Source organism: Hydrogenophaga sp. (assembly GCF_030373245.1).
In the GTDB taxonomy this organism is placed as follows: Bacteria; Pseudomonadota; Gammaproteobacteria; order Burkholderiales; family Burkholderiaceae_C; genus Hydrogenophaga.
In genome coordinates this window covers 1,039,339-1,060,058 of the sequence record NZ_JAUCZF010000001.1, presented here as the reverse complement: position 1 = coordinate 1,060,058, position 20,720 = coordinate 1,039,339, and the positions used below count along the sequence as shown (strand labels likewise).

Below are 20,720 nucleotides of genomic sequence, written 5' to 3'. Positions count from 1 at the left end.
CTGCGTCAGGCCGCGCCGCTGGACGGCTTATCGGTGGGCCAGCGCTGGCCTGCGGGTGGCCAGGCGGTCGCCAGCCCGAGCACCAGCCCCCACAGGCCACCGGCCAGGTGCGCGGCCAAAACAACCGACATGTCGTTGCCCGGGTCCCAGGCCACGGGCTGCGACCAGCCCTGTTCTAGGGCCAGCTTGGCGAGCACGGCGAGAAGCAGCAGACCGCCCCAGCGGCGGGCCTTGGGCACGCGAATGTGTTTGAACAGCAGGTGCACCGCGAGCACCAGCGCACCCGCGTGCAGCATCCCCGACAGGCCCACCGCATAGCCGATCTGGGGCCAGATCAGCAGCGTGAGCGTGGTCAGCGGCCAGGCCAGCAGCCAGGCGAGTGCGCAGGCGCGGGGCGGGTGCACGATCCAGGCTGTCGCGGTGAGCGCGCCCAGCGCAAGCTGGTTGCCGATCAGGTGCGGCGTGTTCATGTGCACCCAGGCAGTGGTCCACAGCGTCCAGGGACTTTCGGTCCAGCTGTCGGAACGAAACGTCAGGGTCTCGACCAGATCTTCCCCAGCCCACCAGAGCAGCATGCTGGCCACGCCATGCAGCGCGCACAGCAGCAGCCAGTCGCGCACGGACGGCCTCATGTCGGTGGCGCGGGCGATTTGTCGGGCTCAGCACCCAGCACGTGAAGCCAGAGTGCGCGCACCGCGGCCGCAGCCTCCTGAACCCGCTCTTTGTCGATTTGCGTCGGCACCTCGTCGAGCCTGGCCCGGTGCTGGATCATCCGCAGCTCGCGGTAGGCCAGCGCTGCCGCCTCGCCCACGCCGCTTGGCACCAGCCCAGCCGCCTCGATCAGCCGCAGCAGCTTGATGTTGCCGGTGTTGGGCCTCAGCTCGGCATGGATGCGCGAATGGGCCAGCACGATGTACTGCACGGCGAACTCCACGTCGACCATTCCGCCTGCACTGTGTTTGACGTCAAACAGCTCGCCGCGCACCGGGCGCGCGCTTCGGATCTTCTGCCGCATAGCCCGGATCTCGGTGGCCAGCGCGTCGGCATCGCGTTCGGCGGTGATCACTGCCTCGCGCACGGTGTCGAAACGTTCGCGCAGCGTGGGGACAGAGCCGCCGGCGCCAGACAGCCCCAAGTCGGCGGCAGCCCCCTCGGGGGGCAGCGCACCTCGCGCAGCGGGCAGCGTGGGGGTCAAGCCGCCGTCGCCGGGCCGCCCCAAGTCGGCGGCAACCCCCTCGGGGGGCAGCGCACCTCGCGCAGCGGGCAGCGTGGGGGTCAAGCCGCCGTCGCCGGGCCGCCCCAAGTCGGCGGCAACCCCCTCGGGGGGCAGCGCACCTCGCGCAGCGGGCAGCGTGGGGGTCATTTCATCCCAACCCATGACAAATCGCGCACGGGTCATGGCCTGGTGTTCCCAGGTCCAGGCGGTGTTGGTACCCCGCTGCAGCTGGTAGCGCTCGTAGGCTTCAAAACTGGTGACCAGCAGCCCCGAGTTGCCATTCGGTCGCAAGGCGGTGTCGATCTCGTACAGGTCGCCCTCCCCGGTCTTGACGGTGAGCCAGTTGATCAGCTTGCGCACGAACGTAGCGTAGATCTCGCCAGCGTTTTCATGATCATCTTCGTAGACAAAGACGATGTCCAGATCGCTGCCGTAGCCCAGCTCCTTGCCGCCCAGCTTGCCGTAGGCAATGATGGCGATGCGAGGCACCTCGCAGTGGCGGTTCTTCATGCGCGCCCAGCACCACTGGGTGGCCACGCGCAACACCGCATCGGCCAGCGCGGAGAGGTCGTCGGCGACCTCTTCCACGGTGAGCTTTTTCTCCAGGTCTCTTGCCAGGGTGCGGAACACCTCCGCGTGGTGGGCGCGGCGCAAGAGGTTGAGCAGCTCCTCCTCGTCGTCTTCACCGGTGGATTGCAGCGCGGCCCGGCGCGAGGTCAGTTCGGCTTCGAACTGGGATGCGCTGAAACGCTCCAGCAACATCTGCTGGTTGGCCAGTTCGTCAATCACGCCCGGGTGCTTGACCAGGTAGCGCGCCGGCCAGCGCGCAGCGCCCAGCAGGCGCAGCAGGCGCTCGTGCACGGCCGGGCGTTCCTGCAGCAGGGCCAGGTAACTCTCGCGCCGAAACAGCGGCTCGATCCAGTCGGCCATGCGCAACGCCGCGGTTTCGGTGACGCGGCCCTCTTCCAGCCAGGCACCGGTGCGCTCGATCAGGCGCACCAGGCGCACGCGCGCGTCTTCGCGCAGCGCGAGAAAGCGGGGTTGCTCGACCCATTCGGCGACCCGGGCTGAGAAGGCCTCGGGCAGCTGTGGCAAGACGCTGGTCAAGTCGGCTGTCGTTGTGGTGCCGCCGTTGCAGCCCTTGCCCTTGCACTGGCCCTGGCCCGCTCCGCCGAGCAGGGTGTCGAATTCGTGCGCCACGGTCTCACGGTGTGCGTCCAGGGTGTGCAGGAACTCGCACACACTGGCGCAGCCCATGGTGGCCGCCAGCCAGGCCAGGTCGTCGTCGCGCGTGGGCAGGGTGTGGGTTTGCTGGTCGTCCAGGTACTGGATGCGGTGTTCCACGCGGCGCAGAAACTGGTAGGCCTCGCCCAGCACATGTGCCGTCTCGGGTGGCATCAACTGGGCGCGCGCAAGGCGCGCGAGCGCATCCATGGTGGGGCGGGTGCGCAACTCGGGAAACTGGCCACCGCGAACCACCTGCAGAAGCTGCACGGTGAACTCGATCTCTCGGATACCGCCGCGCGAGAGCTTCACATCGTTGGCGCGACCCGGATTGCCAGCCGCGCGCTTGGCCGCGTGCTCACGGATCTGGCGGTGCAGGTTGCGCAGCGCGTCGAACACGTTGTAGTCCAGGTAGCGGCGAAACACGAACGGCAGCACGGCGCTTCGCAGGGCGCTGGCGCTTTGCGAAGCGATGCAGGCGGCGGGTGCGATAACGCGGCTCTTGAGCCAGGCGAAGCGCTCCCATTCACGGCCCTGCACCAGGAAATACTCTTCCAGCGCCCCCAGGGACACCGCACTCGGGCCCGAGTTGCCGTTGGGACGCAAGGCCAGATCCACGCGAAACACGTTGCCGTGTTCGGTGGATTCGCCCACGGTGTTGTAGATGTGTTTGACGGCCTTGCCGAAGTACTCGTGGTTGCTGATGCGGCCACGTCCTTGCGCGTTGCCAGCGGTTTCCCCATCCTCGTCGTAGACGTAGATCAGGTCGATGTCGCTGGACACATTGAGCTCGCGTGCACCCAGCTTGCCCATGCCAATCACCCACAGCTGGGCGCGCTGCAGATCGCCCTGCGCATCGAGGTATCGCGGCTCGCCATGCACGGCGTCGAGTTCGGCGAAGGCCAGTGTGCAGGCCACGTCCAGCGCCAGCTCGGCCAGTTCGGTCATGCTGCGCGTGACCTCGGTCAGCGAAGCCGAATGTTCGCAGTCCAGTACCGCCAGCCGCTCCATCACCAGCTGGCGCAGCACGCGAAGCGCGGCCGGCAGTGGCAGGCCCTGGTTCTGCAAGGCCTCCAGTCCCGTCTGCATCGAGGCGCGCACCGGGACGCCGGCGGGCAGCAGTCCGAGTTCGGCAGCAAAGCGCCGGCGCACCCGCTGCACGAAACGCGAGTAGAACGCGCCCGGGTTGTCCAGTGGCACGACGCCGCGAGAGGAAGAGGTCACGTTTGTTGACAAAGTGCTGTGCGCTGCTGCGGAACCTGTGGCGTGGCTGACCGTCATAATTTGCAGTGGATATGAACCCGAACCCCGCGACCATCGCCTCCTCCTCGCGAGGTCTCAAGACACTGTCGGTGGTGACGCGGCTCCTGCTGTGGCTGGTGCTGGCGGCCTGGAGTCTGGTTGCGCTCACCTGGGGCGTGCTTCAGTTGTGGATTGTGCCGCGTATCGGCGAATGGCGTCCGGACCTCGAACGCTGGGCCACGAGCGCGGTGGGGGTACCGGTGAAGGTGGGGGAGATCGTGGCGGCGCCGCGCGCCTCGGGTGCCGGCCCGCTGCCCTCATTCATGCCGGCGTTCGAGCTGCGGGATGTTCGCCTTTTCGACGCGCAAGGCCGGGTGGCGCTGCAGCTGCCGCTGGTGCGCACCGCGGTGTCGGTCGGCTCCCTGTGGCGCCTGAGTTTCGAGCAGCTGGTGATCGAGCGACCCGTGCTGGACGTGCGGCGCACGGCGCAGGGTCGCATCGAGGTGGCGGGGCTGGATTTTTCCGGCTCGGAGGGTGGTGACGGCGGTGCCGTGGACTGGTTTTTCAATCAGCCTGAGTTCGTCATCCAGAAGGGCGAAGTGCGCTGGACCGACGAGCTGCGCGAGCAGCCCGCGCTGGTGCTGCAGGCGCTGGATCTGGTGGTGCGCAACGGCGCGCGCAGCCACCAGATCCGGCTCGATGCCACGCCGCCGTCCGATTGGGGTGAGCGCTTCAGTGCGCGGGCCCAGATGCGGGAGCCGTTGCTTCGGTTCACCGGCCCGCAAACTGCGCCCGGTCAGCCCTGGCAGCGCTGGGACGGCCAGCTGTACCTCGACCTGCCGCGCGTCGATGTGACCCGTCTGCGGGCCTATGTCGATCTGTCGGAATGGGGTGTTGCCTTGCGCAGTGGTCAAGGAGCCGTGCGGGCCTGGGCCGACGTGGCGCGCGGTCGCGTGGCAGGTATCACCACCGATCTGGCTCTGGCCTCGGTCGACGTGCAGCTCGGCCCTACGCTGCTGCCTTTGCTGCTCGATGAAATCAGCGGTCGGCTGGCGGGTCAGTGGGATGCCGAAGGCATGGGCTTGAGCACCGAAGCGCTGCGTTTGCGCACCCGGGAAGGCGAGACCTGGCCCGGTGGACGCCTGTACCTGAAGCAGACGCGAGCCGCACCCGGGCGCGCCCCGACGCTGGCGTTCACCGCCGAGGAACTCGATCTGGCGGCGCTGTCGGCCATCGCCTCGCGCTTGCCACTGACGTCGACCACCCATGCCACGCTCGCCAGCCTGCAGCCAGCCGGTCGCGTCAGTGGCCTGAACCTCAACTGGCAGGGCGAGGCGGGTGTCGAGCCGGCCGATGGCGCGCTGATCGACTGGCAGCGGGGCGGCTATCAGGTCAAGGGTCGTATCGATGGCCTGGCCCTGGCCAGCCTGCCGCGCGCGCGAGATGCTGACGGTGTGCAGGTGCCCTTGCCCGGGCGGCCCGGTCTGTCCGGTGCCAGCGTGGAATTCGACCTCAATCAGCAAGGCGGACGTGCCAGTCTCTCCGTGGCTCAGGGCTCCATCGATCTGCCGGGCGTGTTCCAGGACAGCGTGGTACCGCTGGACCGGCTGCAGGCCGATGCAAGCTGGCGCGTGCTGGGTGAGCGCATCGAGGTCCAGCTCGACAATGTGCGCCTCGCCAATGCCGACGCCGAAGGCACGGCGCAGGTGCGCTGGCAGACCAGCGACCCGGCCACGAGTCCATCGCGCGCGCGGTTTCCCGGCGTACTGGACCTCAGCGCCACGCTCACCCGCGCCGACGCCACGCGGGTGCATCGCTACCTGCCCCAGACGGTGGGGCCGCTGGCGCAGCGCTATGTTCGCGAAGCGGTGCGCGCGGGTCAGGCGAGCCAGGTCGACTTCCGCGTGCAGGGCGACATCTGGGACATGCCTTTCAACCTGCCGGGGACCCAGGGCACATTTCGCATCGCTGCCCAGTTGCAAGACCTGGACTTCATGTATGTGCCGCCGTACCTCCAGGTCGACGGGGACACGCCCTGGCCCGCACTGCGCGGTCTGCGCGGAGAACTGGTGCTTGACCGCACGTCAATGACCTTGTCGAGCGCCGAGTCGGGGCTGGAGGGCGCGCCGAATGTGCGCCTGAGCCAGGCGCAGATCGACATCGATGACCTGGCGCAGACCACCACCCTGGTGGTGAGCGCCCGAGCCCAGGGGCCGGCGAACGAGGTGCTGGACTTTGTGCGCAACAGCCCGGTCAACTTCATGACGGGTCAGGCACTGGCGCGTGCCCGCATCGGCGGCAACGCCGGCGTGCAGTTCCGGCTCACGCTGCCCATGTACGCCATCACTTCGACCACGGTCAGCGGTACGGTAGCGCTTGCCGGCAACGATGTGCAGATCAGCCCCGACGCGCCGCTGCTCGGTCGCGCCAGCGGCAGTCTGCAGTTCAGCGAGCAGGGGTTTCAGGTCAGCGGTGCGCAGGCCCAGCTGTACGGCGGGCCGGTACGGTTTGAAGGCGGTATGCGAGCGGCGTCAGATGGAAACGGGCCGCGCATCCGCTTCCAGGGTCAGGGCACCGCCAGCGCTGAGGGCCTGAGCCAGGCCGGTCTGGGCTTTGTTTCGCGACTGTTCGAAAAGGCGCGTGGCACTGCCCCCTACAGCGCACAGCTGGGGTTCCAGGGTGGCGTGCCTGAGTTGCTGGTCACCAGCAACCTGCAGGGCATGGCCATCAATTTGCCCGCGCCACTGGGCAAGAGTGCCGAGGCGGTGCTGCCGCTGCGTTACGACAACTCGGTGCTGACCGAGCTGGACAACGTGGCGCGCAGCGACCGGCTGCGGGTGCAGATCGGCCCGACCAGCCTGCCGCTGGTGGACCTGCAGTACGAGCGCGACATCACCGGTGCGCTGCCGCGCGTGCTGCGCGGCAGTGTGGCGGTCGGGCTGGACGCAGCCGAGTCGGCGCCGCTGCCCGCCGCGGGTGTGCTGGCCAACATCCGCTTCAAGCAGATCAACGTGGACGACTGGCAGCGCGCCTTCCAGGCTGCCACCGGGGTGGTCGTGCGCTCCGACTCAGCGCCGGGCCCGGCCGTGGCCAGTCCCCAGCTGGGCTACCTGCCCACCTCGCTCGCGGTGCGGGCTGAGCAGCTCACGGTGGACGGGCGTTCGTTCAACGGCGTGGTGCTTGGCGGATCGCGCGAGGGCGCGTTGTGGAGGGCCAATGTCGATGCCTTCGAACTCAGCGGGTATGGCGAATTTCGCCAGCCTGGGCCTGGCCACGCCGGCAGTGTGTTCGCGCGGCTGGCGCGGCTGCAGCTCACGCCGTCGGTTGCGACCGAGGTCGAGCAGCTGCTGCAGCAGCCGAGCAGCGTGCCGGCGCTCGACATTGCGGTGGACGACCTGACGCTGGGAGAGCGGCGCCTGGGTCGTGTCGAGGTGCAGGCGGTCAACCGCGGCGCTGAGGGCCGGGCCAGCGAGTGGCGCCTCAACCGGCTCGCGCTGACCTTGCCCGAAGCACGCCTGAGCGCCACAGGCAACTGGGCAGCCGATCCCAGAGCCGGCAGCGGCACCGCGCCGCGCCGCGCCGCGATGGATTTTGAGCTGGAGGTCGTCGACTCGGGTCAGCTGCTCAGCCGCTTTGGCCGCGATGGCGTGGTGCGTGGTGGCAAGGGCCGAATCGTCGGCCAGCTGGCCTGGCTGGGGTCGCCGCTGGCGGTGGACTATGCCAGCCTGTCGGGCCAGCTCAAGGCCGATTTTGAGCGCGGCCAGTTTCTGAAGGTCGAGCCCGGCGCAGCCAAGCTGCTCGGCGTGCTCAGCCTGCAGGCTTTGCCGCGGCGGCTGGTGCTGGATTTTCGCGATGTGTTTTCCGAAGGGTTTGCCTTCGACTTCGTGCGCGGCGATGCGCGCATCGACCAGGGCGTGATCTTCACCAACAACTTGCAGATGAAGGGCGTGAATGCGGCGGTGCTGATGGAGGGCAGCGCCAACATCGCGCGTGAAACACAGGACCTCAAGGTGGTGGTGGTGCCCGAGATCAACGCTGGCACAGCGTCGCTGATCGCCACCGCCATCAATCCCGCCATCGGCCTAGGCACCTTTCTTGCGCAGTTCCTGCTGCGCCAGCCTTTGCAGAGCGCGGCTACTCAGCAGTTTCAGATCAGCGGCAGCTGGGCCGACCCGCAGGTCGAGAAGGTCGAGCGAGCCGCGGCTGGGACCACGCCGCCGGCTGCGGGCAACGCACCCCCCGCGGCACAATAGGTCGCGCCGTTGTCGCACGCCGGTACCAAGGAGTTCACATGAAAGTCGCTGCCATCCAGATGGTCTCGGGCATCAGCCTGGACGCCAACCTCAGTGAGGCCCTTCGGCTGCTGACGCAGGCGGCAAGAGCTGGTGCCGAACTCGCGGTGCTGCCCGAGTACTTCTGCTTCATGGGCCACAAGGACGAGGACAAGCTGGTGCTGGCCGAGACGCCAGGGCTGGGCAAAGTCCAGGACTTTCTGAGCGACGCGGCGCGCGACCTCAAGCTCTGGGTCGTGGGCGGCACGCTGCCCATGGCCATTGACGACCCGACCCATGTGGCCAACGCCTCGCTGGCCTACACGCCCAAGGGCCAGTGTGTGAGCCGCTACGACAAGATTCACCTGTTTCGCTACGACAACGGGCGCGAGCGCTACGACGAGTCGGCCGTGCTGCGCGCCGGCGAAACGCCCACCGTGTTTGATCTCAACGACCGCAGTGGTCAGACCTGGCGCATCGGCCAGAGCGTGTGTTACGACCTGCGCTTCGCCGAGCTTTACCGCGCGCTGGCGGCCGACGTGCTGCTGGTGCCCTCGGCCTTCACCCACACCACCGGGCAGGCCCATTGGGAGGTGTTGCTGCGCGCGCGTGCGATCGAGAACCAGGCCTTCGTGATCGCGCCGGCGCAGGGCGGTGTGCACGAGAACGGTCGCCGCACCTGGGGCCACACCATGGTGATCGATCCCTGGGGTGAGGTGCTGGCCTTGCAGTCCAGCGGCCCGGGCATGGTGCTGGCCGATCTGGACTTCGCCCGGCTGGCCAGCGTGCGCGAGCAGCTGCCCTCGCTGCAACACCGGCGCCTGTGAGCGCGGCGCCAGCGGCCAGCGCGGCAGGATCCAGCGGCTGGTCCGGGGTCCTGCATTCGCGGCGCGGCTGGCTCTGGGGCGCGCTGCTGCTGCTGGTGGCGGTGTTGCTGGGCGTGCTGGTGTTTCTGGCCGGTGAATTCGAAGAGGCGCGTGATCAGGCCGCGCTCGAGCGCGATGCCGCTTCACTGGTGAGCGACATCCGCAGCGAACTGGTGCGCAATGTGCAGACCCTGCAGGCGCTGCACACGGTGGCGCCCAACCCCGAGCGCTGGTCTGAGACTGCGGTCGATCTGCTGATCGAGCACCGCGAGATCGTGCGCGTGGAGTGGCGCAGCAACAACTACCGCCTGCTGGCCCAGCGCGACACGCCTTACCTCGCCAGCCTGATCGGACAAATCCGGCGCGATGCTTTCCTGCCCGAGGTGCGCCAGGCCTGCGACAGCGCCGTGCGTCTCTCGGGTCCAGCCTTTTCCGCCAGTTACTTCTGGCCGCAGAGCGAGGGTCGTGGCCTGGAGCTGATGGAGATGTGTCTGCCCGTGGTGCGTGCCGGCCTGCCCGACGGTTTTCTTGTTGCCACCTATGGCCTTCAGGGCGTTCTGGCCGAGCTCACCAACAAGGAGCTGGTGCGCGGGCGGGGCCTGTCGTTCAACGAGGCCGACGGCACTCGCCTGGCGGTGCTGAGCCAACCGCCCGAGAGCGTGCGCAGCCTGAGTGCCCAGGCCTTGCTCGACCTGCCTGGGCACACCCTGAACCTGCGGCTGGATGCCCCGCTGCTGCCGCTGGGCCTGTTTCCCAACGTGCTGACCGCCGTGGTGGGCGCGCTCTCGCTCGCGCTGCTGGTGGTGGTGGCGCTGCTGGGGCGCGACATGCGCCTGCGCCAGCGCGCCGAGCTGGAGGTGGCCGAGGCGCTGGCCTTTCGCAAGGCGATGGAAAACTCACTGGTGACCGGACTGCGGGCGCGCGACATGGAGGGTCGCATCACCTACGTCAACCCCGCGTTCTGCCAGATGGTCGGCTACAGCGCCGAGGAACTTCTGGGCGCCGGCCTGCCCGCCCCCTGGTGGCCGCCCGAGCGGGTGGACGAATACCAGCACCGCCGATCGCTGCGCCTCTCAGGCCAGAACCTGCCACGAGAGGGCTACGAATCGGTGTTCCAGCGCCGCGACGGCACACGCTTTCCAGTGCTCATCATCGAGGCGCCGCTGATCGATGCCCAGGGGCAGCAGACCGGCCACATGAGCGCCATGCTCGACATCACCGAGCAGCGCCGCATCGAAGACCTCAACCGCGCCTCCCAGGACCGGCTTCAGGCCACCGCGCGCCTGACCACGGTGGGCGAGATGGCTTCGCTGCTCAGCCATGAGCTCAACCAGCCCCTGGCCGCCATCGCCAGCTATGCCACGGGTGCCCTCAATCTGCTCGATGCCGACGACGAGCGCGTCGCACGCGGCGACTTGCGCCAGGCCATGCAGCGCATTGGCGAGCAGGCCGATCGCGCCGGGCGCGTGATCAAGAGCGTGGCCGACTTTGTGCGACGGCGCGAGCAGTCGCGCGAAGCGGTGGCGCCGCTGGATCTGGTGGAGGCGATCGCACCGCTGCTGTCGCTGCAGGCCAAAAAACAGGGCATCCAGCTGCAGATCGACTTTGTGCCTGACTTGCCGTCGGTCTGGTGCGACCGCACCCTGATCGAGCAGGTGCTGCTCAACCTGGCGCGCAACGGCATGCAGGCCATGTCCGAGGGTCAGCCTCCGCTGGTCTCCGGGCTGCGCGTGCTGCGACTGACCGCGAATCAGCCGCGCCTGTCGGCCGGGCGGGCGGGGGCAGCGCCAGCGCACAAAGCCTGGGTCGAGTTCTCGGTGACCGACCATGGCGAGGGTCTGAGCGAGGACGTGGCGCGCCAGCTGTTCACCCCGTTCTTTACCACCAAGGCCGAAGGCATGGGCCTGGGCCTGAGCCTGTGCCGCACCGTGGTCGAGCAGCACGGCGGCGCGCTCAGCTTTGAGCCCGCGCTGCCGCGCGGCACGGTGTTTCGTTTCACCCTGCCGGCTGACGCTGGCCCTGCACTTCGCTGAGCGGGGTTCATGCCGCCCTATCATTCGCCCATGACGCAGCACCCTGACGCCAAAATCTACCTTGTGGATGACGATGCCAGCGTGCGCGACGCGCTGGGGTGGCTGCTGCGCACGCGCCGCCTGCTGAGCGAGCCCTATGAAAGCGCCGACGCTTTCCTGGCCGAGGTCATGAGCTGGCGCTCCGAGCCTCAACTGCCTTGCTGTGTGCTGCTGGATGTGCGCATGCCTGGCATGAGTGGTCTGGCGCTGTTCGAGCAGTTGCTCGGCCTTCCTTGGCAGGCCGCGATGCCGGTGATCTTTCTGAGCGGACATGCCGACGTGCCGACCGCGGTGGATGCGGTCAAGCGCGGTGCTTTTGATTTCTGCGAAAAACCGTTTTCCGACAACCTGCTGGTTGACCGGGTCGAGCAGGCGCTTGCTCAATCAACTCAGGTGATTGCGCAGCGCAGCCAGCTGCGCAGCGTGCAGCAACGCCTGGAGAGCCTGACCGATCGCGAGCGCGACGTGATGGCGCTGGTGGTCGAAGGGCTGCCCAACAAGCTGGTTGCCGACCAGCTCAACATCAGCGTGCGCACGGTCGAGGTTCACCGCTCGCGCGTGTTCGACAAGATGGGTGTGAAGTCAGCGGTCGAGCTGGCCAATGCCTTGCGCCAGCCGTCGTGAGCACCGGGGCGCTCAGTCTTTGCGCTTCGCGCCGCCCTCGCGCTTTTCCTGCTCGGCCTCGTCGGGTAACTCGCCTTTTTTGCGACCCGAAAACATGGTCCACCAGACAATGAACACCAGCAACAGCAAGGCACCCAGCGCTTCGAGCAACAACAAGGTCATGACGAGTAGGGAGAGCGAGTTGGGGTGGTTCGGAAAGGGCGTGGCCTCAAGGGCGACCGCCCGCCTCAGGGGATTGGCCGCCAGCGCGCTGATTGTAGGAAGCCTGGTCGGCTGCGCCACCGATGTGGTGCAAGCCCCTGCCCCACCCCCGGACTTGCCGCCACATGCTGCCCCCACCGACACCGCTCCCCTGCCACCCTCGATCCAGCGCGCGGGCAGTCGCTGGGTGCCAGTGCGCTGGGCCGAGCTGCCTGGCTGGGGCGCCGATGGACTGCACGCGGTGTGGAACGCCTGGGTGCGCGGCTGCGAACGCCCCGCGCCAGCGCAGGCGGCGCTGTGCGCCGAGGTGCGCCAGCTCAGCATCGCCACCGACGCCGAGCAGCAAGCTTGGGTGATGCGCCGCTTCCAGCCCTACCGGGTCACCGAGCCCGATGGCACACCGCCGACTGGCCTGCTGACCGGCTACTACGAGCCCATCATGGACGCCCGGCGCCAGCCCAGCGCCACCCACCGCACCCCGCTGTACGCGCCGCCAGCCAGCCTGCGCAGCGGCCAGCCCTGGTTCAGCCGGCAGCAGATCGATGCCGATGCCACTGCCCAGGCCGCGCTCAAAGGGCTCGAGATCGCGTGGCTGGCCGATCCGATCGACGCGCTCATTCTGCAGATCCAGGGCTCGGGCCGACTCAATATCACCGAGGCCGACGGGCGCCAGCGGCAGGTGCGCGTGGCCTTCGCGGCCCACAACGGCCACCCCTACCAGAGCGTGGGCCGCTGGCTGCTGGATCAGCGCGCCATCCGCGAAGCGTCGTGGGATGCGATCAAGGCCTGGGCCGCGCAAAACCCCAAGCGTTTGAACGACATGTTGTGGAGCAATCCGCGCACCGTGTTTTTCCGCGAAGAAGCCCTGAGCGACTTCGACGCCCGCTTCGGTCCGCGCGGGGCTCAGGGTGTGCCGCTGACGCCCGGCCGCTCGATCGCCGTCGATCCGCGCAGCATTCCTTATGGCACGCCGGTCTGGCTCGCCACGCAGGGTCCCACGCTAGACATCCAGCGGCTGGTGATGGCGCAGGACACGGGTGGCGCCATCGTCGGCGCGGTGCGCGCCGACCTGTTCACCGGCTGGGGCAGCTGGACCGACGAGGCGTACACCACGGCCGCCGCGCTCAAGCAGCCGCTGCAGATGTGGGTGTTGTGGCCGCGGGTGCCTTGAACGGGGTTGGGTCAAAAACTGCTTGTTTCGCAGACCAAATGCTTGAAATTTGCCTTATGAACACACTCGACTTCGAACCACTGGATCCAGACGAATTTGGCTTTCGCGGATTCAGATTGTTGATTGATGGACAGTACATTTACAGCGTGCCGGGTTGCACCTTTGGCGAGCTTTCTTACTGGGAGTTTGCGGACGATCTTGGCTTAGAGGATGAGAGTGTCAGCTCTCAAAAAATCCATCGAGTTGTAGGTGTTTGCGACTGTGGTTTTGCCGGATGCGGAGCGACGTGGGCTCGCGTTGAGAAGCATGATGGAATCGTGACTTTCAGCGAGTTTTCTGGTTTTCAGAACCCACAAGAGTCACCAACTCTCACGTTTGATCGAGAGAACTACGAAGCGGTGATAGCGCGAATGCGAATCCTGACGGCGAAGTACCAACAGCTCGATGCTCGGAGCAAAGGTGAGGCAGAGTGACATCAAGCCGTCAACGCACCCTCATCCCATCCAATCAGCACCTTAGCCGGGATGCCCAGACCTTTGTGCAGGCGGCGGATCATCTTCAGTGTGAGGCGGCGTTCGCCACTAGCATTTTGCAGACGCGGTTTCTGCGGCCGACCATGGGCTCCAGGTCTTCGATCGTGAGGCCTTGCTGCTCCATGGGATGATGCCGGGCCACGCAATCTTGCACCAGCGTCACAAGCACGCCCAGGCGGTCCCCCTCAGGTGTACCCAGAACCGGGTCAGCCGCCATCAGTCTTGAATCTTTTTTTCGAGATGGTCCTGCGCGTGGCTTCGGTGTGCGCGGGTTGAATTTTCGTCATGAATCTTCTTGGAAGTCAGTAGCCACAGCGCCCGAAATCATGGTTTCATTCGCGTCAGCCCGGCATACACCCAGCCCGCCAGCACCGCCCCCACCGCCATCGCCAGCAGTCCCGGCAAGCCCCGCGTGGCGTCGATGAACGCTGGCATCGGGGCCACCGCGTCCACGGCACGCACGGCGGCCATCATGCCCAGGCCGGCGGCGGCTGCGAACAGCGAGCTTCGCCAGGCGGGCCAGCGTCGCGCCAGGAAGGCCGCCACACCCAGCGCTGGTAGCCAGCCGGCCGCGAGGATGCCGCTGTAGACCGGGCCAAAGCCGATCAAGTCCTGCCAGGTCGTCTCGGCGCGCAGGCCAGCCGGCATGGTCAGGCCCAGGCTCACCAGGGCCTGCAGGTTGAACTGCGTCTGCACCACCGAGCCCCAGGCGGCAGCCAGCACCCAGGCCAGCAGCAGCGCGCTGAGGTGTCGGGTCCAGTGGTGGCGTGGCGTGGGGGCGGGGAGCGGGTGTTGCATACTTTTCCAATGATGCGTTATTTCTTGTTCTGGGTTTTCAGCGTTTGTGTGGCGATGGCGTCGGCACACGCCGCCAGCTACCGGGTGGTGACGGTGGCCAGCGGGCTCGACCATCCCTGGTCGCTCGCCTTCTTGCCTGGCGGACGCCTGCTGGTGACGGAGCGTGTGGGCCGGTTGCGGCTGATCGAGCCGGGCAGAGACGGCCAGCTGCAGCTACGCGCCGAGCCGGTGGCCGGCGTGCCCCCGGTGCTGGCCACCGGCCAGGCTGGCCTGTTTGATGTGATCGTGCACCCGGACTTCGCGGCCAACGGCCAGGTGCTGCTGTCTTTTGCCCACGGCACGTCCGAGACCAACCACCTGCGTGTGGTGCGGGCCCGGTTCGACGGAAAGGAGTTGCTCGATGTCACGCCGCTGCTGACCACCCAGCCCGCCAAGGCCGACAGCCAGCATTTCGGTGGCCGCATGGCCTGGCTGCCCGACGGCACGTTGGTGGTGGGAATGGGTGACGGCAACCTGGATCGCACCGACGCGCAGCGCCTGAACACGCACCTGGGCAAGCTGCTGCGCATCACCGCCGACGGCCAGGTGCCGCGCGACAACCCGTTCGTCAACCAGGCAGGCGCCCGGCCCGAAATCTTCAGCATCGGCCATCGCAACCCGCAGGCCTTGGTGGTGGTGGATGGTGTGTTGTACGCCCACGAACATGGCGCGCGTGGCGGTGACGAGCTCAACCGCATCGCGCCCGGCGCCAATTACGGCTGGCCGTTGGTCACCGGCGGAATCGACTACACCTTTGCGCGCATCACGCCGTTCAGAAGCCTGCCCGGCCTCACGCCGCCGCTGGTGGACTGGACACCTTCGATCGCCCCCGCGGGCATGGCCTGGTACGACGCTGTGCAGTTCCCGCAATGGCGGGGCAGCCTGCTGGTGGCGGCGCTGAAGGAGCGCAGCGTGCGCCGGGTGCCGCTGGCCAACGGGGTACCGGGTCCACAGGAGCTGTTGTTCGGGGAACTCGGCGAACGCATCCGCGATGTGCGCACCGGCCCGGACGGCGCCGTCTATCTGCTGACCGACAGCCCCACCGGTCGCGTGCTGCGCGTGGAGCCGGTGACGCCCTGAGGTCGGTACCGCCCGAGGGGAACTTGGCCATCGCGCAGCCTTCGAACCGGTCTACCCGTAGGCTGGAGAGGTATGGATGACACAGACCGTTGCTCGATTTTCTGAAGGTCAGCCGGTGACGCGCCGCGCCAGCCTGGGCCGCATGGCGGCGCTGGCCGCTGGCGCTGCGGCAGGCTCTCTGCCCCTGCATGCCCAAGCCGTCGCGCCGCTCACGCGCCAAATTCCCTCCAGCGGCGAAGCCATTCCCGTGGTCGGGCTGGGCAGCTGGATCACCTTCAACGTGGGGCAGGACGCCGCGGGACTCGCGATGTCCACCGAGGTGATTCGAGCATTTTTGGCCAGCGGTGGCCGCATGATTGATTCTTCGCCCATGTACGGCTCGGCTCAAGCCACTATCGGTCATGCCATGACGCAGCTGGGCCGGCCCAAGACCGTTTGGTCGGCCGACAAGGTGTGGGACGGCGACCTGGCGCGCGGCACGGCGCAGATGGAGACTTCCCGCCAGCGCTGGGGCGTGCAGCGCTTTGATCTGCTGCAGGTGCACAACCTGCTCAGTTGGGAGGCGCATCTGCCGCGCCTGTTCGAGATGAAGGCGGCGGGTCGGCTGCGGTACGTGGGCATTTCCACCAGCCACGGTCGGCGCCACGCCGACATGGCGCAGATCATGCGCAGCCAGCCGCTGGATTTTGTGCAGCTCACCTACAACCTGGTGGACCGTGAGGTTGAGCAGCGCCTTCTGCCATTGGCGCGCGACCGCGGCATCGCGGTGATCGTGAACCGGCCGTTTCGCCAGGGCGTTCTGCCGCAGCAACTGGCGCGTTATCCGCTGCCGGGCTGGGCACGTGAGATCGGCTGTGAACATTGGGCGCAGGCGGCGCTGAAGTTTGTCGTGAGCCACCCGGATGTGACCTGCGCCATTCCCGCCACCACGCAGGTCGCCCATGTGCGGCAAAACCTGGCGGCAGGCGGCGGCCCCATGCCAGACACCGCGCTGCGCGCGCGCATGGCGCGCGAGGTCGCGGCGCTGTGATGCGGCCACCTCGCCGAACCCGCTCCCGGGGCTGCGTTGCGCATGGATGAGTGGTGGAGTTACCGGCCTTCGGACCTGCTGATGTTCTCGCCGACCATTTACTGGCGGCTGTTCGAATCGCTGAACCGGGAGGCCTGGGCCTTGCCGCTGGCGCTGGCGACCGGGGCCCTGGCGGTGTCGTGGCGCACTGCAAGAGGGACAGGCCGCGGCGCGATCAGGTCGGTGCGCGCCGTGGTCGGCTTGCTGGCCATCGGCTGGCTCTGGGTCGCCTGGGCGTTTTTCTGGCAGCGTTTCGCGCCCATCTCCACCGCGGCCCCGGCGTTTGCGGGACTGTTTGTGGCACAGGGGCTGGGCCTGATGGGGTTCGCATTTGCGCCGGGTCTGCGCTGGGTGACCGGTCATGGCGTTCGCCGCGTCGCAGGCCTGCTGATCGCCGCGTGGGCCTTGGTTGCGCACCCGTCGCTGGCGGTGGTCTTTGGCCGACCGGGGCTGCAGGCCGAGTGGCTGACCCTGGCGCCGGATCCGACCGCCCTGGCCACGCTGGCGCTGCTGTTGCTGGTGGACGGAAGCCGCCATCGGTACGCGCGGGTCTGGCAACGCGTGCTGTGGGGACTGCCCCTGCTGTGGTGCGCTGCCTCCAGCCTCACCCTTTGGACGCTGGGCGAGGCGCAGGGTGTAGCGGTCGCGGTGCTCGCTGCATTGGCATGCCTGGCCGCGGCCAGACGACCGCCCGACCACGGCTGAGCAGGTGACTCAGGGTGGACTCAGAGTGTGCTCAGGTCTGTCTGCACCGGCCAGCGCTGAGCCGACAACAGCGGATTTGCCACAAACTCGTGCTGCAGTTGCAGGGTGTAGCGGCCTGGCTTCGAGGCACACAGGCGGTAGCCATCCTGCACCGGCTGCAGGTTCACCCCACTGGCGGCGCCCGCCTGTTCCAGGCGCCAGCCGGCTCGCTGTGGCTCGGCCATGCGCAGACTGACGCAAAAACCGCGCTTCATGTTGGACACCACCACCAGCCGCTGCTGGCCGCTGAGCGCGCCGGCGGCATCGGGCATCAGCTCACTCGGGTGGCTGTTCTCCAGCACCCGCATCACCGGCGGGATGATGATTCGGAAGTCTAGCGCCGCGCTGGCCTTGCCGCTCGGCGGCGCGAAGCCGCTTTCGGCCAGCGCCAGCGGCGTGGACAGACACACAGCCAGTGTGAGCAAGCTGGATTTGAAGGGGTGTGATTGTCGGGACATGCCCAGTGAATCGGAGCATTTCTCGCGAACTTGAGGTCTTTGCCGTCGCGACCGACCTCATCAACCGCGCCAAAGCCACTGGCCCTGTCTCCCAAGTGCCGGGACAGCGGTCAGGGCGGCGGAGAAGCGGGTGGGAAACGGTTCGCGGTTCCCACCTTGCCCGCCCAAGGCGGGACGAGGCGCAGAGGGCCTCTGCCCGTGACGCGTCCTGCACGGTGCGACACGCGCAGCGGAGAGGTGTAGGGGCATCAGCGATCCGGCGCCGGGCCGCCCCAAGCCCGATCAGCTCCCTCGGGGGGCAGCGACCCGCGCAGCGGCGGAGCGTGGGGGCCTTTTCAATCCGTCCGTTGCACCGGCAGGCTCAGGCGCGTTGTCTCGCGCAGCCGGACGTCGACCCGGGCCTGGCCTTCGTCCACCACGCTCCAAGGCAGCGGCAAGGTCTCGTTGCGCACGCTCACTGTGCGCGGGCCGCTGGCCACGAAGGGGAATTCGAAGCGACCCTGGGCGTCGGTGCGTACGCCATAGCGGTTGTCCAGGAACACGGTGATGCCGGGCACGCCGGTCTCGCTGGCCTCCTGGGTGCCGCTTTTGTTGGTATCGAAATACACCACGCCTTCGATGCGCCCACCGCCGTCCAGCGCGTTGCCGCCCAGCGGCGCGTTGCGGCTGCCTGCCTGGAGCTCATAGCGCAGCACAACGTAAAACGAGCGGTCGCTGGTGCTGTTGACCGTGGGCAGCGGTGTGGCCAGCGGGTCGAGCGAGGTGGCCACCAGGCTTTTGCCTTTGGAGCGGTTGAGGTTGGCCTCCAGGCTCCAGCGCGTGTTGATGCGCCAGTTGGCCCCGAGGTTCAGGCCCCAGCGGCGGCTGTTAGCGCTGCCCTGCTCGGTGTTGAGGCTGCCGCGCAGCAGGGTGCTGTCGCCCACGGGCGCGCTCAGGCTGAGGGCTGCGCTCCACAGGTTTTGGGGTGCTTCGCCGCTCACCGGGTCGCGGCCGAGTCGGCCCACGCCGAGGCTGGTGTTGAGCGAAAACCCCTGAGGCACGGTCCAGTCCTGGTCGTAAATGAGCTCCTGCCGGCTGGCCACACTCTGGCCGCCCCCGAATTCCAGCCGCAAGCCGCTGGGGCCCCATCCGCTGGCAAAGCGCCAGTCGCCGTAGGCGTCCCAGGCTTCGCCGTCGAATCTGCGCAGCGAAAAGCCGGTGCCCAGGCTGCTGTTGCGTGCCAGGCGCCAACGTGCGCTGGCGGTGGCATAGCTGCCGTTGGCTGCGCGCCCGGAGATCGAGCGCAACCAGTCGAGCGAGGCCTCGGCCGACCACTGGCGGGTGCGCCAGGCGGTGCGCGCGTAGGCACCGCTCAGGTCGCTGGGCAGCGGCTGGCCAGCCCAGGCCAGCTCGGGCTCTAGCCGGAACAGACCCAGGCCGTGTCGGCGCGGGCCTTCGTCCCATTCGCCATCGACCCAGTAGCCGTTGCGCCCGCCGCTGACCCTGGATGATTCGTTGTGCACGGTCTGGCCCTGGACGCGCAGGCCGGGGGCTTCGTAGCGCAGCATGAGCTGGGCCGCGTCGGCGTCTTCGAGGTCCGCCGAGGTGAGCGGATTGTCGAACAGCGAGACGTCGCGCGCACTCTCTGCGCGCAGGGCGGCGGTCCAGCCCAGGCGCTCGGTGCTATTTGTTTCGGTGTCGCCGCTGGCGCCCAGCCGCCACTGGCCGCCCAAGGTGCTGCGTCGCCCGTTCAGGCTTCTGAAGGCGCTGGTGGGCAGGCCCTCCAGGCGCCCGGGTTTACCGGTGGCGGCTTGCAGTTGCAGGCCGCGCCCGGCGTTGTTCCACTCGGCGCCCACGCCTTGAATCAGTGAAGACGGCACGAACACGCGCGAGGGCAGGCGGGCAATGTCCGGCGTTGGCGTGTTGATCACGCCCAGCTCGTGGTTGGCCAGCCAGCCACCATCCCAGGGCAGGCCTCGCTGGCGCAGTGTGAGGCTGCCGCGCTCTTCCTTCGGGCTGACGCTGCCGTCCAGCGACAGCGTGCCGTGGTTGGGTGTTTCCACCAGGGCAAACGCAGCAAAGCCCAGTCGGGCGCTGGCCTCGTTGTCAAACGGCTGGGTACCGAGCCGCGTCTCCACCCGAAAAAAGCGCGGCAAGCCCTCGGTGTCGTAGGGAGCGGTCTCAATGGGGCGGGTCTCGGGCGCCAGGCCCTCGATTTCGCGGTCGACGTAGGGTGTGGCTGGCGCCGGGGCGGCGGTCTGGGCCAGCGCCACGGCGCTCGGCGCCAGCGCGGCGCACAGGCCAAGCGCCAGGCGCCAGCGGCCTCGCTGGACCTTCATGGCGCGAAGCGCGTGTTCAGCGGCAAGCGGTTGGTGCCCCACTCCAGCGCACCCTCGACCTGCAGCGGGAAGCGGATCGTGGGCACGGGGCGCCCATCTTGCACCACCGGAGCCAGACTGAGCGCACGCGTTTCGCCGGGCAGGATGGGCAGGTCAGCGGGTGCCAGTTCAAAGCGCTGGCCGCTGGCATCGGTGCCATTCACGAAGCCTTCGACCCGGCCATGGGCGTTGCCGGTGTTGCGCACGTCGATCAGGGCCGTGGGCTGGCCGTTGACCGCGGCCATGCGGGTGGTGACGATTTCCAGTTGTGGCGCGGCGCCACCGATGGCGGCGTAGACGATGACGCCGATGCGCCCGCCCACGGGGAAGTTGAGCTGGCCCTCGACCTTGGCTGTCTCCAGGCCTTCAACCATGAGCGCAAAGCGGCATTCGCGGGGTGCCGTGCCGGCGGGCGGCGTGATCTCGAAGCGGTAGCGGTAGCGCGCGCCGGGTTCGATGGTCAGCTCGCGCCTTTCGATCGCCACCCAGGGTCGGCAGCTGTCGGGGGCCAGGGCGTCGCTGAAAGTGACGGAGTTGTCGGCGTTGAACACCCAGTCGTTGGTGTAGACGCGGTAGTTGCCTTGCTCACGCCCCACGTGCTGGATCTCCACCACCTGGCGCAAGGTTTCCCCCGGCACCGGTTGAAGTTCGAAGCGCGGCGGCGAAATGTAGGCGGCAAAGCCTTGCGCGGCGGCCGGCAGCGCAGACAGCATCGTGGCCAGGCCGAGCAGGGAGGAGGTGAGCAGTCGGCGCAT

General features: G+C 68.0%; 16 protein-coding genes and 1 pseudogene. 9 read left to right on the top strand and 8 right to left on the bottom strand.

The window, feature by feature from the left end; genetic code table 11:
• Positions 1-5: 5 nt before the first annotated feature.
• Together QUV25_RS05050 and glnE are read right to left on the bottom strand one after the other, a co-directional pair.
• Positions 6-620 carry a rhomboid family intramembrane serine protease gene (locus QUV25_RS05050; RefSeq protein ID WP_300861827.1) on the bottom strand — a complete coding sequence of 205 codons (615 nt, stop codon included), beginning with the start codon at positions 618-620 and terminating at the stop codon, positions 6-8.
• An 8-nt stretch (positions 621-628) separates the two neighbouring features.
• Positions 629-3,721 (bottom strand): bifunctional [glutamate--ammonia ligase]-adenylyl-L-tyrosine phosphorylase/[glutamate--ammonia-ligase] adenylyltransferase, encoded by a 3,093-nt coding sequence (gene glnE / locus QUV25_RS05045; protein WP_300861825.1) that lies wholly within the window; start codon positions 3,719-3,721, stop codon positions 629-631.
• Between the two features lie 14 nt (positions 3,722-3,735).
• On the opposite strand from glnE, the gene QUV25_RS05040 reads away from it, so the two are divergent.
• The 4 genes from QUV25_RS05040 to QUV25_RS05025 are packed head-to-tail and all read left to right on the top strand — an operon-like array spanning position 3,736 to position 11,515.
• Complete coding sequence (locus QUV25_RS05040) at positions 3,736-7,935, top strand: YhdP family protein (RefSeq protein ID WP_300861823.1); 4,200 nt, start codon at positions 3,736-3,738, stop codon at positions 7,933-7,935.
• Between the two features lie 38 nt (positions 7,936-7,973).
• Positions 7,974-8,780 (top strand): carbon-nitrogen hydrolase family protein, encoded by an 807-nt coding sequence (locus QUV25_RS05035; RefSeq protein ID WP_300861820.1) that lies wholly within the window; start codon positions 7,974-7,976, stop codon positions 8,778-8,780.
• Positions 8,777-10,852 (top strand): nitrogen regulation protein NR(II), encoded by a 2,076-nt coding sequence (locus QUV25_RS05030; RefSeq protein WP_300861818.1) that lies wholly within the window; start codon positions 8,777-8,779, stop codon positions 10,850-10,852. The genes QUV25_RS05035 and QUV25_RS05030 overlap by 4 nt, the downstream gene beginning before the upstream one ends.
• A 30-nt stretch (positions 10,853-10,882) precedes the next feature.
• Positions 10,883-11,515, top strand: a complete 633-nt coding sequence (locus tag QUV25_RS05025) for a response regulator (protein WP_300861815.1) — start codon at positions 10,883-10,885, stop codon at positions 11,513-11,515.
• A 12-nt stretch (positions 11,516-11,527) separates the two neighbouring features.
• On the opposite strand, the gene QUV25_RS05020 is transcribed toward QUV25_RS05025, so the two are convergent.
• The gene (locus QUV25_RS05020; protein WP_300861814.1) at positions 11,528-11,677 is read right to left on the bottom strand and encodes a hypothetical protein; all 150 of its coding nucleotides are present in this window, start codon (positions 11,675-11,677) and stop codon (positions 11,528-11,530) included.
• Between QUV25_RS05020 and QUV25_RS05015 the strand changes: the two genes are divergently transcribed.
• Positions 11,610-12,887 (top strand): MltA domain-containing protein, encoded by a 1,278-nt coding sequence (locus QUV25_RS05015; protein ID WP_300861812.1) that lies wholly within the window; start codon positions 11,610-11,612, stop codon positions 12,885-12,887. The two genes, QUV25_RS05020 and QUV25_RS05015, sit on opposite strands and share 68 nt — an antisense overlap.
• A gap of 56 nt (positions 12,888-12,943) precedes the next feature.
• Positions 12,944-13,360 carry a hypothetical protein gene (locus QUV25_RS05010; RefSeq protein WP_300861811.1) on the top strand — a complete coding sequence of 139 codons (417 nt, stop codon included), beginning with the start codon at positions 12,944-12,946 and terminating at the stop codon, positions 13,358-13,360.
• A 2-nt stretch (positions 13,361-13,362) separates the two neighbouring features.
• Here QUV25_RS05010 and QUV25_RS05005 read toward each other — a convergent pair.
• Both QUV25_RS05005 and QUV25_RS05000 read right to left on the bottom strand, forming a co-directional pair.
• Positions 13,363-13,707, bottom strand: a pseudogene (locus QUV25_RS05005) (transcriptional regulator).
• 37 nt (positions 13,708-13,744) lie between these two features.
• The gene (locus tag QUV25_RS05000) at positions 13,745-14,218 is read right to left on the bottom strand and encodes a hypothetical protein (protein WP_300861809.1); all 474 of its coding nucleotides are present in this window, start codon (positions 14,216-14,218) and stop codon (positions 13,745-13,747) included.
• A 9-nt stretch (positions 14,219-14,227) separates the two neighbouring features.
• On the opposite strand from QUV25_RS05000, the gene QUV25_RS04995 reads away from it, so the two are divergent.
• From QUV25_RS04995 to QUV25_RS04985, 3 genes are all read left to right on the top strand, one after another.
• Positions 14,228-15,337, top strand: coding sequence for a PQQ-dependent sugar dehydrogenase (locus tag QUV25_RS04995; RefSeq protein WP_300861807.1), 1,110 nt, complete (start codon positions 14,228-14,230; stop codon positions 15,335-15,337).
• A 76-nt stretch (positions 15,338-15,413) separates the two neighbouring features.
• Positions 15,414-16,367, top strand: a complete 954-nt coding sequence (locus tag QUV25_RS04990; RefSeq protein WP_300861805.1) for an aldo/keto reductase — start codon at positions 15,414-15,416, stop codon at positions 16,365-16,367.
• A gap of 81 nt (positions 16,368-16,448) precedes the next feature.
• Entirely contained in the window at positions 16,449-17,111 is a 663-nt protein-coding gene (locus QUV25_RS04985; RefSeq protein ID WP_300861803.1) for a DUF6064 family protein, read from the top strand.
• A gap of 20 nt (positions 17,112-17,131) precedes the next feature.
• Here the strand turns inward: QUV25_RS04985 and QUV25_RS04980 are convergent, their stop codons facing one another.
• The 3 genes from QUV25_RS04980 to QUV25_RS04970 all read right to left on the bottom strand — a co-directional run bounded on the left by QUV25_RS04980 (position 17,132) and on the right by QUV25_RS04970 (position 20,720).
• Positions 17,132-17,608, bottom strand: coding sequence for a hypothetical protein (locus QUV25_RS04980; RefSeq protein ID WP_300861801.1), 477 nt, complete (start codon positions 17,606-17,608; stop codon positions 17,132-17,134).
• Between the two features lie 335 nt (positions 17,609-17,943).
• Complete coding sequence (locus QUV25_RS04975) at positions 17,944-19,926, bottom strand: SdrD B-like domain-containing protein (protein ID WP_300861799.1); 1,983 nt, start codon at positions 19,924-19,926, stop codon at positions 17,944-17,946.
• On the bottom strand, positions 19,923-20,720 hold the full coding sequence (locus QUV25_RS04970; protein ID WP_300861796.1) for a hypothetical protein: 798 nt from the start codon (positions 20,718-20,720) through the stop codon (positions 19,923-19,925). Before QUV25_RS04970 ends, QUV25_RS04975 begins: the two co-directional genes overlap by 4 nt.